Here is a 16,281-nt window from a genome sequence, read left to right as displayed (position 1 = left end):
GCTGATTTTTATTATTATGGGGAAGGTGTTATTTATGAGTTTTATTTATGCCGTTACGACAATGAACTCGGGAATTAGTATAAGCAGCGGGAGAATAATAATCATTGTGCAAATGCTAATTTAATCAGTACTATTTAAATATTATTTTGAGCATATGCACATAAGGTTGCGCGCTAAAGCACAGATTTGCGCTTTACCTTACCGGGCGGCACTGCAATCCCTGAAATGATTGACATTGATCACATTTCTGCGTTTAAACTCCTGACATTCTTATTTCACCCAATGAAGTCATTTATTTTTAAATGAGACCAGATCCTCATTTTAATAACCCCTGGCTGGAGAATATTGCACAATGGCCAACATCGAAATCAGACAAGAAACGCCAACTGCGTTTTATATAAAAGTTCACGACACAGATAATGTGGCAATTATTGTTAATGATAATGGCCTGAAAGCAGGAACGCGTTTTCCGGATGGGCTGGAATTAATTGAACATATTCCCCAGGGGCATAAAGTCGCATTGCTGGACATTCCAGCTAATGGTGAAATTATTCGTTATGGCGAAGTGATTGGTTACGCCGTGCGCGCAATCCCACGCGGAAGCTGGATCGACGAATCAATGGTTGTACTACCGGAAGCGCCGCCGTTACACACGCTGCCACTGGCAACCAAAGTCCCGGCCCCCTTACCGCCGCTGGAAGGATACACCTTTGAGGGCTATCGCAATGCCGATGGCAGCGTGGGCACCAAAAACCTGCTCGGCATCACCACCAGCGTCCACTGTGTGGCAGGCGTGGTGGACTATGTAGTAAAAATCATTGAACGCGATCTGCTACCGAAATACCCGAACGTCGATGGCGTGGTGGGGCTGAATCATTTGTACGGCTGTGGCGTGGCGATTAACGCACCGGCGGCAGTTGTGCCTATTCGTACCATCCACAATATTTCGCTGAACCCTAACTTTGGCGGCGAAGTAATGGTGATTGGTCTGGGTTGTGAAAAGTTGCAGCCTGAGCGCCTGCTGGTCGGCACGGATGATGTGCAAGCTATTCCAGTAGAAAGCGCCAGCATTGTCAGTTTGCAGGATGAAAAGCATGTCGGCTTTCAGTCCATGGTCGAGGATATTTTGCAGGTCGCCGAACGCCATCTACAAAAACTGAATCAACGGCAGCGAGAAACCTGCCCGGCTTCAGAACTGGTCGTTGGTGTGCAGTGCGGTGGCAGCGATGCGTTTTCTGGTGTAACGGCAAACCCGGCGGTTGGCTATGCGTCTGATCTACTGGTGCGCTGCGGCGCAACGGTGATGTTTTCAGAAGTAACGGAAGTGCGTGACGCGATCCATCTGCTGACACCACGCGCAGTGAACGAAGAGGTCGGCAAACGGCTGCTGGAGGAGATGGAGTGGTACGATAACTATCTCAATATGGGAAAAACCGACCGCAGCGCCAACCCTTCGCCGGGCAACAAGAAAGGCGGTCTGGCAAATGTGGTGGAGAAGGCACTCGGCTCCATTGCTAAATCGGGTAAAAGTGCAATTGTTGAAGTGCTGTCGCCCGGTCAACGCCCGACTAAACGCGGATTAATTTACGCCGCGACGCCAGCCAGCGATTTTGTCTGTGGCACGCAACAGGTGGCTTCGGGTATCACCGTACAAGTGTTTACGACCGGCCGTGGTACGCCGTACGGCCTGATGGCGGTACCCGTAATTAAAATGGCAACCCGCACCGAGCTGGCGAACCGCTGGTTTGATTTAATGGATATTAACGCGGGCACTATCGCTACCGGCGAAGAGAGCATTGAAGAGGTGGGCTGGAAGTTGTTCCACTTTATTCTCGACGTCGCCAGCGGGAAGAAGAAAACCTTCTCGGATCAATGGGGGCTGCATAACCAGCTGGCGGTGTTTAACCCGGCACCGGTGACCTGATTTCTTTTGGAACGTCCCTCGCAAAACATGGCCTTAGTGCCATGTTTTTATTGTTTAAAGCCCCCACGTCCATTAATAATGCATTTGCATTACCTTAGTTCAAGCTTATAATTTGAGCAGAAAACAGGCTGTAAAAGGACAATGAATCATGCCCGCTAATGCTCGCTCTCACGCTGTACTGACCACTGAATCAAAGGTCACGATACGCGGACAAACAACTATCCCCGCGCCAGTGCGTGAGGCCTTAAAACTGAAGCCAGGCCAGGACAGCATTCATTACGAAATTCTGCCTGGTGGGCAAGTATTTATGTGCCGACTGGGAGATGAACAGGAGGATCATACTATGAATGCATTTTTGCGTTTTCTGGATACAGATATCCAGAACAACCCGCAAAAAACTCGTCCATTCAACATTCAACATTCAACATTCAACATTCAACAAGGAAAGAAACTTGTCGCTGGCATGGACGTCAACATTGATGATGAGATTGGCGACGACGAATAATGGATTTTCCACAAAGGGTTAATGGTTGGGCGCTATATGCTCATCCCTGTTTTCAGGAAACCTACGACGCTTTAGTTGCCGAAGTCGAGACATTAAAGGGAAAAGATCCTGAAAATTATCAGAGAAAAGCCGCCACAAAGTTATTGGCGGTAGTCCATAAAGTGATTGAGGAGCATATCACGGTCAATCCATCATCACCGGCATTCCGTCATGGCAAGTCGTTAGGCTCTGGGAAAAATAAAGACTGGTCACGGGTAAAATTTGGTGCAGGTCGTTATCGTCTCTTCTTTCGTTATAGTGAAAAAGAGAAAGTCATCATTCTGGGATGGATGAACGGGTAATGACTCCAACTTATTGATAGTGTTTTATGTTCAGATAATGCCCGATGACTTTGTCATGCAGCTCCACCGATTTTGAGAACGACAGCGACTTCCGTCCCAGCCGTGCCAGGTGCTGCCTCAGATTCAGGTTATGCCGCTCAATTCGCTGCGTATATCGCTTGCTGATTACGTGCAGCTTTCCCTTCAGGCGGGATTCATACAGCGGCCAGCCATCCGTCATCCATATCACCACGTCAAAGGGTGACAGCAGGCTCATAAGACGCCCCAGCGTCGCCATAGTGCGTTCACCGAATACGTGCGCAACAACCGTCTTCCGGAGACTGTCATACGCGTAAAACAGCCAGCGCTGGCGCGATTTAGCCCCGACATAGCCCCACTGTTCGTCCATTTCCGCGCAGACGATGACGTCACTGCCCGGCTGTATGCGCGAGGTTACCGACTGCGGCCTGAGTTTTTTAAGTGACGTAAAATCGTGTTGAGGCCAACGCCCATAATGCGTGCAGTTGCCCGGCATCCAACGCCATTCATGGCCATATCAATGATTTTCTGGTGCGTACCGGGTTGAGAAGCGGTGTAAGTGAACTGCAGTTGCCATGTTTTACGGCAGTGAGAGCAGAGATAGCGCTGATGTCCGGCAGTGCTTTTGCCGTTACGCACCACCCCGTCAGTAGCTGAACAGGAGGGACAGCTGATAGAAACAGAAGCCACTGGAGCACCTCAAAAACACCATCATACACTAAATCAGTAAGTTGGCAGCATCACCGGATGAACGATGAAAACACTCTGCGCACCTACGGTAAAAAAACAAATGCCTATACCGTATTCAGCAAAATGTTAAAAAGAGGACATCCTCCTGCCGACTGGGAAACCCTCACCCGAGAGACAGAAGAAACCCATTGATGGTGTTCACAATGCCCGCCGAACGCATTCGTGTTGACCAGCGGGCACCCTTTCTCACTCCCCGACCAGAATCACTTCAACCCCAGCCTTTCGCAGTCCTTCCAGACTATCCGCAGGAATGCCTTCATCAACAATGATCATGTCGATACGTTGAGTATCAATGATCTTATGTAAACTGGAGCGGTTGAACTTACTGGAATCGGTGACCACGATGATCCGTTCCGCAACTTCGCACATCCGGCGGTTTAAACGGGCTTCATCTTCATTATGTGTGCTGACGCCGCGCTCCAGATCGATCGCATCTACACCAAGAAACAGCATATCGAAGTGGTAATTTTGCAGCGATTGCTCAGCCTGATCGCCGTAAAAAGATTGCGACTGACGGCGCAAATGCCCGCCGGTCATCAGCAGCTCAACGCCTTCGGCTTCCAGCAACGCATTAGCCACGTTCATACCGTTGGTCATCGCAATTACGTCAGTGTGCTTGCGCATCAGACGAGCAATCTCAAAAGTGGTGGTCCCGGAATCGAGGATCACCCGATGACCTGGCTGAATCAACTCAACGGCAGCTTTCGCAACGCTGCGTTTCATCGCGGTGTTCAGTGCGCTTTTATCTTCCACTGATGGCTCGACTGACGGCGTCGTGCTATCGCAGATCAACGCGCCACCATAGGCACGCACAGCGATCCCCTGCTTTTCCAGAAACGCCAGATCGTTGCGGATCGTCACAGTAGATACGCCATACAATGCCGACAGATCGTTAACCTGCACACTCCCTTGCTGTCGCAGGCGCTGAATGATCTGTTCTCGTCGCTCGCTGGTGCCTGTCACTCGCTTCTCACCTGAAGCGTCGGTATTACTCATAGTAAGTCCTTTCGTAAAACTTTCGTTTCATTTCGTTTTGCCTATTAACGCCTTTCTATTAAGCAAATGCAAGCCCACCTTGCCCATTGACGCAAGCTACTCTCGTTTCAGTAACTTTCATTATGTTTCTTTTGTGAATCAGATCAGAAAACTATTATCTTTCGTTTTATTTTTATCTCACCATGGCGCAGTATCAACTGAAACAAAACGAAAGATTAATATCGCAGTAATCTGAACTGGAGAGGAAAGTGAAACATCTGACAGAAATGGTGAGACAGCACAAAGCGGGCAAAACAAATGGAATTTATGCCGTTTGTTCCGCACATCCGCTGGTGCTGGAGGCTGCAATCCGCTACGCCAGTGCAAACCAAACGCCGTTACTGATTGAAGCAACCTCCAATCAGGTAGACCAGTTCGGCGGTTATACCGGAATGACGCCCGCCGATTTTCGCGGCTTTGTTTGTCAGCTCGCCGACTCGTTGAATTTCCCGCAGGATGCGTTGATTCTGGGTGGTGACCATCTGGGGCCAAACCGCTGGCAAAACCTGCCAGCCGCTCAGGCAATGGCCAATGCCGATGATTTGATTAAAAGCTACGTTGCGGCAGGATTCAAAAAAATCCACCTTGATTGCAACATGTCCTGTCAGGACGATCCAATTCCCTTAACTGATGACATCGTGGCTGAACGCGCCGCCCGTCTGGCGAAAGTGGCGGAAGAAACCTGTCGCGAACACTTTGGCGAAGCCGATCTGGAGTATGTCATTGGTACCGAAGTGCCGGTACCTGGCGACGCGCATGAAACCTTAAGCGAGCTGGCGGTCACCACGCCGGATGCCGCCCGCGCCACGCTGGAAGCCCATCGTCACGCCTTTAAAAAGCAGGGTCTGAATGCCATCTGGCCACGCATCATTGCCCTGGTGGTTCAACCCGGCGTCGAATTCGATCACACCAACGTTATTGATTATCAGCCCGCCAAAGCGACCGCCTTAAGCCAGATGGTCGAAAACTACGAAACGCTGATATTCGAAGCGCACTCTACAGATTATCAAACGCCGCAATCGCTGCGCCAGCTGGTGATTGATCACTTTGCCATTCTGAAAGTTGGCCCGGCGCTGACCTTCGCCCTGCGTGAAGCCCTGTTTTCTCTGGCGGCGATTGAAGAAGAACTGGTGCCAGCAAAAGCCTGTTCCGGTCTGCGTCAGGTGCTGGAAAACGTGATGCTCGACCGGCCGGAATACTGGCAAAGCCACTACCACGGTGACGGCAACGCGCGTCGTCTGGCGCGTGGTTATAGCTACTCGGATCGCGTGCGCTATTACTGGCCGGACAGCCAGATTGATGACGCTTTCGCTCATCTGGTTCGTAATCTGGCGGATTCACCAATTCCGCTACCGCTCATCAGCCAGTATCTGCCGCTGCAATACGTGAAAGTTCGCTCCGGCGAGCTGCAACCGACGCCACGGGAACTCATTATCAACCATATTCAGGACATCCTGGCGCAGTACCACACAGCCTGTGAAGGCCAATAAGCAAAACAAAGAGGAACACGCTATGCCAAATATTGTTTTAAGCCGGATTGATGAACGCTTGATTCACGGTCAGGTCGGCGTTCAGTGGGTCGGATTTGCGGGGGCAAATCTGGTGCTGGTAGCCAACGATGAGGTTGCCGAAGATCCGGTACAACAAAACCTGATGGAAATGGTACTGGCAGAAGGGATCGCCGTACGTTTCTGGACGCTGCAAAAAGTTATCGACAACATTCATCGCGCCGCCGATCGACAGAAAATCCTGCTGGTTTGTAAAACACCCGCCGATTTCCTGACGCTGGTGAAAGGTGGCGTTCCGGTGAATCGCATTAACGTTGGCAATATGCACTACGCCAATGGCAAACAACAAATCGCCAAAACGGTTTCTGTGGATGCGGGCGATATCGCAGCATTTAACGACCTGAAAGCCGCTGGGGTGGAATGCTTCGTTCAGGGCGTCCCGACAGAGCCTGCTGTGGACCTCTTTAAATTACTTTGAGGGATTCATCATGGAAATCAGTCTGTTGCAGGCATTCGCGTTGGGCATTATCGCCTTTATCGCTGGCCTGGATATGTTTAACGGCCTAACCCATATGCACCGCCCGGTGGTCCTCGGCCCGTTGGTCGGGCTGGTACTTGGCGATCTGCATACCGGAATTTTAACCGGCGGTACGCTGGAACTGGTGTGGATGGGGCTGGCCCCGCTGGCGGGCGCACAGCCGCCTAACGTGATTATCGGTACTATCGTCGGCACGGCGTTTGCCATTACTACTGGCGTGAAACCCGATGTCGCAGTCGGTGTCGCCGTACCTTTCGCTGTCGCAGTACAGATGGGGATTACCTTCCTGTTCTCGGTGATGTCTGGCGTGATGTCTCGCTGCGACCGGATGGCGGAGAACGCCGATACTCGCGGCATTGAACGCGTGAACTATCTGGCACTGCTGGCACTCGGCACTTTCTATTTTCTCTGCGCTTTCCTGCCTATCTACTTCGGCGCGGAACATGCAAAAACCATCATTGATGTCCTGCCGCAACGATTAATCGACGGCCTCGGCGTCGCGGGCGGCATCATGCCAGCAATCGGTTTTGCCGTGCTGCTGAAAATCATGATGAAAAACGTCTACATCCCCTACTTCATCCTGGGCTTTGTTGCCGCAGCCTGGCTCAAGTTACCGGTGCTGGCTATTGCTGCCGCTGCGCTGGCGATGGCGCTGATCGACCTGCTGCGTAAATCTCCTGAACCGACTCAACCTTCGGCACAGAAAGAGGAATTTGAAGATGGCATCTAATCAAACCACCCTGCCGAACGTCAGTGAAAACGAAGAAACATTGCTGACTGGCGTCAATGAAAACGTGTATGAAGATCAGAGCATTGGCGCGGAGCTGACGAAAAAAGATATCAACCGCGTCGCCTGGCGTTCCATGTTGTTACAAGCGTCTTTTAACTACGAACGTATGCAGGCTTCTGGCTGGTTGTACGGTCTGCTGCCTGCTCTGAAAAAGATCCACACTAATAAACGCGACCTGGCGCGCGCCATGAAGGGGCATATGGGTTTCTTCAATACCCATCCGTTTCTGGTGACGTTTGTTATCGGCATTATCCTTGCGATGGAGCGTTCTAAGCAGGACGTTAACAGTATTCAGAGCACCAAAATTGCCGTCGGTGCGCCGCTTGGCGGGATTGGCGATGCAATGTTCTGGCTGACGCTACTGCCGATTTGTGGCGGGATAGGCGCAAGCCTCGCGCTACAAGGCTCTATTCTTGGCGCAGTCGTCTTTATTGTGCTGTTCAACGTGGTACACCTGGGGCTGCGTTTTGGTCTGGCGCATTATGCTTACCGCATGGGCGTGGCGGCGATTCCACTCATTAAAGCGAATACCAAAAAAGTCGGCCATGCTGCGTCAATCGTTGGAATGACGGTAATCGGCGCACTGGTGGCAACCTATGTTCGTTTAAGCACCACGCTGGAAATCACAGCGGGCGACGCAGTGGTTAAGTTACAGACTGATGTTATTGACAAACTGATGCCTGCCTTCTTACCGCTGGTCTACACCCTGACCATGTTCTGGCTGGTACGCCGCGGCTGGAGTCCGCTGCGCCTGATTGCAGTGACCGTGGTTCTCGGCATCGTCGGTAAATTCTGCCATTTCCTTTAAATACAATGAGGTATTAGATGTTAAGTATTATTTTGACAGGGCATGGCGGGTTTGCCAGTGGCATGGAAAAAGCAATGAAGCAAATCCTCGGCGATCAATCGCAGTTTATTGCCATCGATTTTCCCGAAACCTCAAGCACCGCGCTGCTTACATCGCAGCTTGAAGAGGCCATCGCCCAACTGGATTGTGAAGACGGCATTGTTTTTCTGACGGATTTGCTGGGCGGCACGCCGTTTCGCGTAGCTTCAACGCTGGCGATGCAAAAACCGGGCTGTGAAGTGATTACCGGCACCAATTTGCAACTGCTACTGGAGATGGTGCTGGAGCGCGAAGGGTTAAGCGGTGAAGAGTTCCGTGTGCAGGCGCTGGAGTGTGGACACCGTGGGCTGACCTGTCTGGTGGACGAGTTAGGCCGCTGCCATGAGGAATGTCCGGTCGAGGAAGGAATATGACACACGTTCTGCGCGCCAGAAGGCTGCTGACTGAAGAGGGATGGCTCGATGACCATCAGTTGTGTATTACTGACGGTGTCATCGCAGCAATCGAACCGATTCCAGTGGGCGTGACTGAACGCGATGCGGAACTGCTCTGCCCTGCTTACATCGACACCCATGTACACGGTGGTGCGGGCGTTGATGTAATGGATGACGCGCCGGATGTGTTCGACAAGCTGGCAATGCACAAGGCACGCGAAGGTGTCGGCAGTTGGTTACCGACCACCGTAACCGCGCCGCTTAATACCATTCATGCGGCGCTGAAACGTATTGCTCAACGTTGCCAACGCGGCGGACCTGGTGCGCAAGTGCTGGGGAGTTATCTCGAAGGACCGTACTTCACGCCGCAGAATAAAGGCGCGCATCCGCCGGAGTTGTTTCGCGAGCTTGAAATTGCCGAGCTGGATCAGTTGATTGCCGTTTCTCAGCACACCTTACGTGTGGTAGCGCTGGCACCGGAAAAAGAAGGGGCATTGCAGGCCATCCGCCATCTTAAACAGCAAAACGTAAGGGTGATGCTGGGGCATAGCGCGGCGGCCTGGCAACAAACCCGCGCCGCATTTGATGCTGGTGCCGACGGCCTGGTGCATTGCTATAACGGGATGACAGGTTTACATCACCGCGAACCGGGAATGGTTGGCGCGGGATTAACGGACAAGCGCGCCTGGCTGGAACTGATAGCCGATGGTCATCATGTGCATCCGGCGGCAATGTCGCTGTGTTGTTGCTGTGCGAAAGAGAGAATCGTACTGATCACCGACGCGATGCAGGCCGCTGGGATGCCGGATGGTCGCTATACGTTATGTGGTGAAGAAGTGCAGATGCACGGTGGCGTTGTCCGTACCGCGTCCGGTGGGCTGGCGGGCAGTACGCTATCTGTCGATGCAGCAGTGCGCAACATGGTCGAGTTAACGGGCGTAACGCCTGCGGAAGCCATCCATATGGCGTCGCTGCATCCGGCGCGAATGCTGGGTGTTGATGGTGTTCTGGGATCGCTTAAACCGGGCAAACGCGCCAGCGTCGTTGCGCTGGATAGCGGGCTGCATGTGCAACAAATCTGGATTCAGGGTCAATTAGCTTCGTTTTGATGGTTTGCTCCATTATTGGGCCTTCACTTCCCCCGTAAGGCCTTTCTTTTTCTTTCGTTTTGATCTGTGCAGCGGTGCCGGATGCGACGCTAACGCGTCTGATCCGACCTACGGTACGCCGCATCCGGCAATCGGTGAACATAGCGACGTCATTACGCAATTCTTTAATCTTCCCTTGTCTTTTCTTTCAACGATCACAGATTTCGTTTTATTTCCCTTCCCTCCATTGAACTTTCGGTTTCTTTTCTATAGATTTTAATCAACGAAAGACATCACCAAGTGAAATGAAACGAAAGGCAAGTGAAAGCGACAACGCCCGACGTCAAGTTCATCAGACTAAGGATTGAGTTATGCCAGAAAATTACACCCCTGCTGCCGCCGCAACCGATACATGGACTGAAGAAGAGATCCGCCATCAGCCTCGCGCATGGATCCGTTCACTCACCAACATCGACGCGCTACGTTCCGCGCTCAATAACTTCCTTGAACCGTTACTGCGCAAAGAGAATCTGCGGATCATCCTGACCGGAGCCGGAACGTCGGCATTTATCGGTGACATCATCGCGCCGTGGCTCGCCAGCCATACCGGTAAAAACTTCAGCGCCGTACCGACCACCGATCTGGTCACCAATCCGATGGACTACCTGAATCCAGCTCATCCGCTGCTGTTGATCTCCTTCGGTCGATCCGGCAACAGCCCGGAAAGCGTCGCCGCCGTGGAACTGGCAAATCAATTTGTACCCGAGTGCTATCACCTGCCGATCACCTGCAACGAAGCGGGCGCTCTTTACCAAAACGCGATCAACAGCGATAACGCGTTTGCCCTGCTGATGCCCGCAGAAACGCACGATCGCGGCTTTGCGATGACCAGCAGCATTACCACCATGATGGCCAGCTGCCTCGCGGTTTTCGCACCTGAGACGATCAACAGCCAAACCTTCCGCGATGTGGCGGATCGTTGCCAGGCGATCCTGACCTCACTGGGTGATTTCAGCGAAGGTGTGTTTGGTTATACACCGTGGAAACGGATCGTTTATCTCGGCAGCGGTGGCTTACAGGGCGCAGCACGCGAGTCGGCGCTGAAAGTGCTGGAACTGACTGCGGGTAAACTGGCGGCCTTCTATGATTCCCCAACCGGATTCCGTCATGGCCCGAAATCGCTGGTCGATAACGAAACGCTGGTGGTGGTATTTGTCTCAAGCCACCCTTACACCCGTCAGTATGATCTTGATCTGCTGGCTGAACTTCGCCGTGACAACCAGGCAATGCGCGTAATCGCCATCGCCGCGGAAAGCACCGACGTTATCGCCGCTGGCCCGCATATCATCCTGCCGCCATCCCGTCACTTTATCGACGTTGAGCAGGCATTTTGCTTCCTGATGTACGCCCAGACGTTTGCACTGATGCAGTCGCTGCACATGGGCAATACGCCGGATACCCCATCAGCCAGTGGCACCGTTAACCGCGTGGTGCAAGGCGTAATCATTCATCCGTGGCAGGCATAAGAGGATCGCATTATGAGCATTATCTCCACCAAATATCTGTTACAGGACGCCCAGGCCAATGACTACGCGGTGCCTGCCTTTAACATTCATAACGCCGAGACGATCCAGGCGATCCTCGAAGTGTGCAGTGAAATGCGATCGCCGGTGATCCTCGCCGGAACGCCGGGGACCTTTAAACATATCGCGCTGGAAGAGATCTACGCCCTGTGTAGCGCCTATTCCACAACCTACAACATGCCACTGGCGCTGCATCTCGACCACCACGAATCGCTGGATGATATTCGCCGTAAAGTCCACGCAGGCGTGCGCAGTGCGATGATCGACGGCAGCCACTTCCCGTTTGCCGAGAACGTAAAGCTGGTGAAATCGGTTGTCGACTTCTGCCACTCCCAGGATTGCAGCGTGGAAGCAGAACTGGGCCGCCTGGGCGGTGTTGAAGATGACATGAGCGTTGACGCCGAAAGTGCATTCCTGACCGATCCACAAGAAGCTAAATGCTTTGTCGAACTGACTGGCGTCGACAGCCTGGCGGTAGCGATTGGTACGGCGCACGGCTTATACAGCAAAACGCCGAAGATTGATTTCCAGCGGCTGGCGGAAATTCGTGAAGTGGTGGATGTTCCTCTGGTGCTGCATGGTGCCAGCGATGTTCCGGATGAATTTGTCCGTCGCACTATTGAACTTGGCGTCACAAAAGTGAACGTTGCCACAGAATTAAAAATAGCCTTCGCTGGCGCGGTTAAAGCCTGGTTTGCGGAAAATCCGCAGGGTAATGATCCTCGTTATTATATGCGCGTCGGAATGGATGCGATGAAAGAAGTTGTCAGAAATAAAATTAATGTCTGTGGTTCAGCGAATCGAATTTCAGCATAATCATTAGTTTTTTATGATTTATCCCAATGTACTTCCCGATTAATATCGGGGAGTGCCTGGTAATGACTCCAACTTATTGATAGTGTTTTATGTTCAGATAATGCCCGATGACTTTGTCATGCAGCTCCACCGATTTTGAGAACGACAGCGACTTCCGTCCCAGCCGTGCCAGGTGCTGCCTCAGATTCAGGTTATGCCGCTCAATTCGCTGCGTATATCGCTTGCTGATTACGTGCAGCTTTCCCTTCAGGCGGGATTCATACAGCGGCCAGCCATCCGTCATCCATATCACCACGTCAAAGGGTGACAGCAGGCTCATAAGACGCCCCAGCGTCGCCATAGTGCGTTCACCGAATACGTGCGCAACAACCGTCTTCCGGAGACTGTCATACGCGTAAAACAGCCAGCGCTGGCGCGATTTAGCCCCGACATAGCCCCACTGTTCGTCCATTTCCGCGCAGACGATGACGTCACTGCCCGGCTGTATGCGCGAGGTTACCGACTGCGGCCTGAGTTTTTTAAGTGACGTAAAATCGTGTTGAGGCCAACGCCCATAATGCGTGCAGTTGCCCGGCATCCAACGCCATTCATGGCCATATCAATGATTTTCTGGTGCGTACCGGGTTGAGAAGCGGTGTAAGTGAACTGCAGTTGCCATGTTTTACGGCAGTGAGAGCAGAGATAGCGCTGATGTCCGGCAGTGCTTTTGCCGTTACGCACCACCCCGTCAGTAGCTGAACAGGAGGGACAGCTGATAGAAACAGAAGCCACTGGAGCACCTCAAAAACACCATCATACACTAAATCAGTAAGTTGGCAGCATCACCTACAAGCCGTGCCCCATTTATTATAACCCCACCGCTATTTCGTATTGAAGCTGGCGATGACTCATCACTGCGAATTATTAAAACAGCTGATAACCTGCCTGAAAATAAAGAGTCGCTGTTCTACATTAATGTTCGTGCCATTCCAGCAAAGAAAAAATCAGATGATGTTAATGCTAACGAGTTGACGCTGGTATTTAAAACACGGATCAAAATGTTTTATCGCCCCGCACACCTGAAGGGACGGGTAAACGATGCGTGGACATCACTGGAATTTAAACGTAGTGACCATTCACTCAATATATATAACCCAACTGAATATTACGTCGTATTTGCCGGACTGGCAGTCGATAAAACCGATCTCACAAGCAAAATTGAATATATCGCGCCCGGAGAACATAAACAGTTACCACTTCCTGCATCTGGCGGAAAGAACGTGAAATGGGCTGCAATCAATGATTATGGCGGCAGTTCCGGGACAGAAACTCGTCCACTGCAATAACAAATATAAAAAACACAGGTCATCAGGGAATGCCACAACGACACCACCAGGGACATAAACGCACACCGAAACAGTTGGCGCTCATCATCAAACGTTGTTTGCCGATGGTGCTCACTGGCAGCGGCATGCTTTGCACTACCGCTAACGCCGAAGAGTATTATTTCGACCCCATTATGCTGGAAACTACAAAAAGTGGTATGCAAACAACCGATCTGTCACGTTTTTCAAAAAAATACGCACAACTACCAGGAACTTATCAGGTTGATATCTGGCTGAATAAAAAGAAGGTTTCACAGAAAAAAATTACATTTACCGCCAATGCAGAGCAACTTCTGCAGCCACAGTTTACGGTAGAACAACTACGTGAGCTGGGTATTAAGGTGGATGAAATCCCGGCGCTGGCTGAAAAAGATGACGATAGCGTGATCAACTCGCTTGAACAAATCATTCCCGGTACAGCAGCTGAATTTGATTTCAATCATCAGCGACTTAATTTGAGCATTCCCCAAATTGCACTGTACCGTGATGCAAGAGGTTACGTCTCCCCTTCTCGTTGGGACGATGGTATACCAACGCTGTTTACCAACTACTCGTTTACAGGTTCTGATAACCGTTACCGCCAGGGCAATCGTAGCCAACGACAGTACCTGAATATGCAAAATGGTGCTAATTTTGGCCCCTGGCGATTACGCAACTATTCCACATGGACACGCAACGATCAGACATCAAGCTGGAATACCATCAGTAGTTATTTACAACGTGATATCAAGGCATTGAAGTCTCAGTTGCTTCTGGGAGAAAGCGCCACCAGCGGCAGTATTTTTTCCAGCTACACCTTTACTGGCGTTCAACTCGCTTCCGACGATAATATGTTGCCAAACAGCCAGCGCGGATTTGCCCCAACGGTACGCGGTATCGCAAACAGTAGTGCAATCGTGACTATCAGGCAAAATGGTTATGTGATCTATCAAAGCAACGTGCCAGCGGGTGCCTTTGAAATTAACGATCTCTACCCCTCTTCCAACAGCGGCGATTTAGAAGTCACGATTGAAGAAAGTGACGGTACGCAACGTCGCTTTATCCAGCCTTATTCTTCATTACCCATGATGCAGCGACCTGGGCATCTAAAATATAGCGCGACCGCTGGACGCTATCGCGCTGATGCAAACAGTGATAGCAAAGAACCCGAATTTGCTGAAGCCACGGCAATATATGGTTTGAATAATACTTTTACGCTGTATGGTGGCCTGCTCGGTTCTGAAGATTATTATGCGCTGGGGATCGGTATCGGCGGCACACTTGGCGCACTGGGCGCGTTGTCGATGGATATCAACAGAGCTGACACCCAATTCGATAACCAGCACTCTTTTCATGGCTATCAATGGCGTACGCAGTACATCAAAGATATCCCGGAAACCAACACCAATATCGCTGTCAGCTACTATCGCTATACCAACGATGGCTATTTTAGTTTTGATGAAGCCAATACCCGTAATTGGAACTATAACAGTCGCCAAAAAAGTGAAATTCAATTCAACATCAGCCAGACAATATTTGATGGGGTAAGTCTGTATGCCTCCGGTTCGCAGCAAGACTATTGGGGCAATAACGATAAAAACAGGAATATCTCAGTTGGGGTTTCCGGTCAGCAATGGGGAATTGGTTACAGCCTGAATTATCAATACAGTCGCTACACGGATCAAAATAATGACCGCGCACTCTCTTTGAATCTCAGTATTCCGTTAGAACGCTGGTTACCGCGTAGCCGGGTTTCCTATCAGATGACCAGCCAGAAAGATCGCCCAACCCAACATGAAATGCGTCTTAATGGCTCACTGCTGGATGATGGTCGCCTGAGCTATAGCCTGGAACAAAGTCTGGATGACGATAACAACCATAACAGTAGCCTGAACGCCAGTTACCGTTCACCTTATGGCACCTTCAGTGCCGGATACAGCTACGGTAATGACAGCAGCCAATACAATTACGGCGTTACCGGCGGCGTGGTTATCCATACTCATGGCGTGACGCTCTCGCAATATCTGGGCAACGCTTTTGCGCTTATCGATGCTAATGGGGCTTCTGGCGTGAGGATACAAAACTATCCGGGGATTGCTACTGATCCCTTTGGCTATGCAGTGGTTCCTTATCTCACGACTTACCAGGAAAACCGTCTCTCGGTAGATACTACGCAGCTGCCCGATAACGTCGATCTTGAGCAAACAACACAGTTTGTGGTGCCCAACAGAGGTGCAATGGTAGCGGCGCGTTTCAACGCCAATATCGGTTATCGCGTACTTGTTACAGTCAGCGATCGCAACGGTAAACCGTTGCCCTTTGGCGCTCTTGCCAGCAACGATGAGACGGGGCAACAAAGTATCGTCGATGAGGGCGGCATACTATATCTCTCTGGGATATCGAGTAAATCACAAAGCTGGACTGTACGCTGGGGAAATCAGGCAGATCAACAATGTCAGTTTGCTTTTAGTACACCGGATTCAGAACCAACAACCTCTGTATTACAAGGCACGGCGCAGTGCCATTAAGGATAAAAAAATGAAAAGAGCGCCTCTTATAACAGGACTTTTGTTGATATCCACATCCTGCGCTTATGCCTCCTCAGGAGGGTGTGGAGCTGACAGCACTAGCGGTGCGACAAATTACAGCAGTGTGGTTGATGATGTTACGGTGAACCAGACAGATAACGTGACAGGACGGGAGTTTACTAGACTGGCCCCCTGAATCTCCAGACAACCAGTATCACTTAAATAAGTGATAG

The 16,281-nt window shown here is 51.1% G+C and carries 14 protein-coding genes and 4 pseudogenes; 15 read left to right on the top strand and 3 right to left on the bottom strand.

All coding sequences use genetic code 11. The features are described 5' to 3' along the window. The first annotated feature begins 352 nt into the window (after positions 1–352). The 3 genes and pseudogenes from garD to yhaV (C1P89_RS22950) all read left to right on the top strand — a co-directional run. The gene (gene garD / locus C1P89_RS22960) at positions 353–1,924 is read left to right on the top strand and encodes a galactarate dehydratase (RefSeq protein ID WP_001273744.1); all 1,572 of its coding nucleotides are present in this window, start codon (positions 353–355) and stop codon (positions 1,922–1,924) included. Between the two features lie 148 nt (positions 1,925–2,072). Then, complete coding sequence (locus tag C1P89_RS22955) at positions 2,073–2,429, top strand: type II toxin-antitoxin system PrlF family antitoxin (RefSeq protein ID WP_024261481.1); 357 nt, start codon at positions 2,073–2,075, stop codon at positions 2,427–2,429. Continuing rightward, positions 2,429–2,764: pseudogene (gene yhaV, locus C1P89_RS22950) on the top strand (type II toxin-antitoxin system ribonuclease toxin YhaV); the annotation flags it as partial. The gene C1P89_RS22955 and the pseudogene yhaV (C1P89_RS22950), both read left to right, overlap by 1 nt. 16 nt (positions 2,765–2,780) lie before the next feature. Here the strand turns inward: yhaV (C1P89_RS22950) and C1P89_RS22945 are convergent. Further along, a protein-coding gene (locus tag C1P89_RS22945) for an IS1-like element IS1A family transposase (RefSeq protein ID WP_094096600.1) occupies positions 2,781–3,478 on the bottom strand; the annotation gives its coding sequence in 2 pieces (ribosomal slippage) (positions 2,781–3,229 and positions 3,229–3,478; 699 coding nt in all). 57 nt (positions 3,479–3,535) lie between these two features. Between C1P89_RS22945 and yhaV (C1P89_RS22940) the strand changes: the two are divergent. Then, positions 3,536–3,670, top strand: a pseudogene (gene yhaV, locus C1P89_RS22940) (type II toxin-antitoxin system ribonuclease toxin YhaV); the annotation flags it as partial. Between the two features lie 54 nt (positions 3,671–3,724). On the opposite strand, the gene agaR reads toward yhaV (C1P89_RS22940), so the two are convergent. After that, complete coding sequence (gene agaR, locus C1P89_RS22935; protein ID WP_000072187.1) at positions 3,725–4,534, bottom strand: aga operon transcriptional regulator AgaR; 810 nt, start codon at positions 4,532–4,534, stop codon at positions 3,725–3,727. A gap of 248 nt (positions 4,535–4,782) precedes the next feature. On the opposite strand from agaR, the gene kbaZ reads away from it, so the two are divergent. The 8 genes from kbaZ (at position 4,783) to kbaY (ending at position 12,177) form a co-directional block, all read left to right on the top strand. Then, positions 4,783–6,063: a tagatose-bisphosphate aldolase subunit KbaZ gene (kbaZ, locus tag C1P89_RS22930; RefSeq protein ID WP_000681913.1), complete on the top strand. Its 1,281-nt coding sequence runs from the start codon at positions 4,783–4,785 to the stop codon at positions 6,061–6,063. A 22-nt stretch (positions 6,064–6,085) separates the two neighbouring features. Then, complete coding sequence (gene agaV, locus C1P89_RS22925) at positions 6,086–6,559, top strand: PTS N-acetylgalactosamine transporter subunit IIB (RefSeq protein WP_001295547.1); 474 nt, start codon at positions 6,086–6,088, stop codon at positions 6,557–6,559. A gap of 10 nt (positions 6,560–6,569) precedes the next feature. Beyond that, positions 6,570–7,349 (top strand): PTS N-acetylgalactosamine transporter subunit IIC, encoded by a 780-nt coding sequence (agaW, locus tag C1P89_RS22920; protein WP_000406215.1) that lies wholly within the window; start codon positions 6,570–6,572, stop codon positions 7,347–7,349. Continuing rightward, entirely contained in the window at positions 7,339–8,217 is an 879-nt protein-coding gene (gene agaE, locus C1P89_RS22915; RefSeq protein ID WP_001298758.1) for a PTS N-acetylgalactosamine transporter subunit IID, read from the top strand. The genes agaW and agaE overlap by 11 nt, the downstream gene beginning before the upstream one ends. A 17-nt stretch (positions 8,218–8,234) precedes the next feature. Further along, the gene (agaF, locus tag C1P89_RS22910; protein ID WP_000948813.1) at positions 8,235–8,669 is read left to right on the top strand and encodes a PTS galactosamine/N-acetylgalactosamine transporter subunit IIA; all 435 of its coding nucleotides are present in this window, start codon (positions 8,235–8,237) and stop codon (positions 8,667–8,669) included. After that, entirely contained in the window at positions 8,666–9,799 is a 1,134-nt protein-coding gene (gene nagA / locus C1P89_RS22905) for an N-acetylglucosamine-6-phosphate deacetylase (protein ID WP_005147957.1), read from the top strand. Before agaF ends, nagA begins: the two co-directional genes overlap by 4 nt. A gap of 350 nt (positions 9,800–10,149) precedes the next feature. Further along, on the top strand, positions 10,150–11,304 hold the full coding sequence (locus tag C1P89_RS22900) for an AgaS family sugar isomerase (protein WP_001114854.1): 1,155 nt from the start codon (positions 10,150–10,152) through the stop codon (positions 11,302–11,304). Positions 11,305–11,316: 12 nt separating this feature from the next. Further along, entirely contained in the window at positions 11,317–12,177 is an 861-nt protein-coding gene (gene kbaY, locus C1P89_RS22895) for a tagatose-bisphosphate aldolase subunit KbaY (protein ID WP_000022754.1), read from the top strand. A gap of 73 nt (positions 12,178–12,250) precedes the next feature. Here the strand turns inward: kbaY and C1P89_RS22890 are convergent. Beyond that, a protein-coding gene (locus C1P89_RS22890) for an IS1-like element IS1A family transposase (RefSeq protein ID WP_094096600.1) occupies positions 12,251–12,948 on the bottom strand; the annotation gives its coding sequence in 2 pieces (ribosomal slippage) (positions 12,251–12,699 and positions 12,699–12,948; 699 coding nt in all). Between the two features lie 59 nt (positions 12,949–13,007). On the opposite strand from C1P89_RS22890, the pseudogene C1P89_RS22885 reads away from it, so the two are divergent. The 3 genes and pseudogenes from C1P89_RS22885 to C1P89_RS22875 all read left to right on the top strand — a co-directional run. Further along, positions 13,008–13,502, top strand: a pseudogene (locus tag C1P89_RS22885) (fimbrial biogenesis chaperone); the annotation flags it as partial. 29 nt (positions 13,503–13,531) lie between these two features. Beyond that, positions 13,532–16,048: a fimbria/pilus outer membrane usher protein gene (locus tag C1P89_RS22880; RefSeq protein WP_001136484.1), complete on the top strand. Its 2,517-nt coding sequence runs from the start codon at positions 13,532–13,534 to the stop codon at positions 16,046–16,048. 10 nt (positions 16,049–16,058) lie between these two features. Further along, positions 16,059–16,229: pseudogene (locus tag C1P89_RS22875) on the top strand (fimbrial protein); the annotation flags it as partial. Between the last annotated feature and the right edge of the window lie 52 nt (positions 16,230–16,281).

The organism is Shigella sonnei, from assembly GCF_002950395.1.
Lineage (GTDB): Bacteria > Pseudomonadota > Gammaproteobacteria > Enterobacterales > Enterobacteriaceae > ECMA0423.
This window is presented reverse-complemented; position numbering and strand designations above follow the sequence as displayed.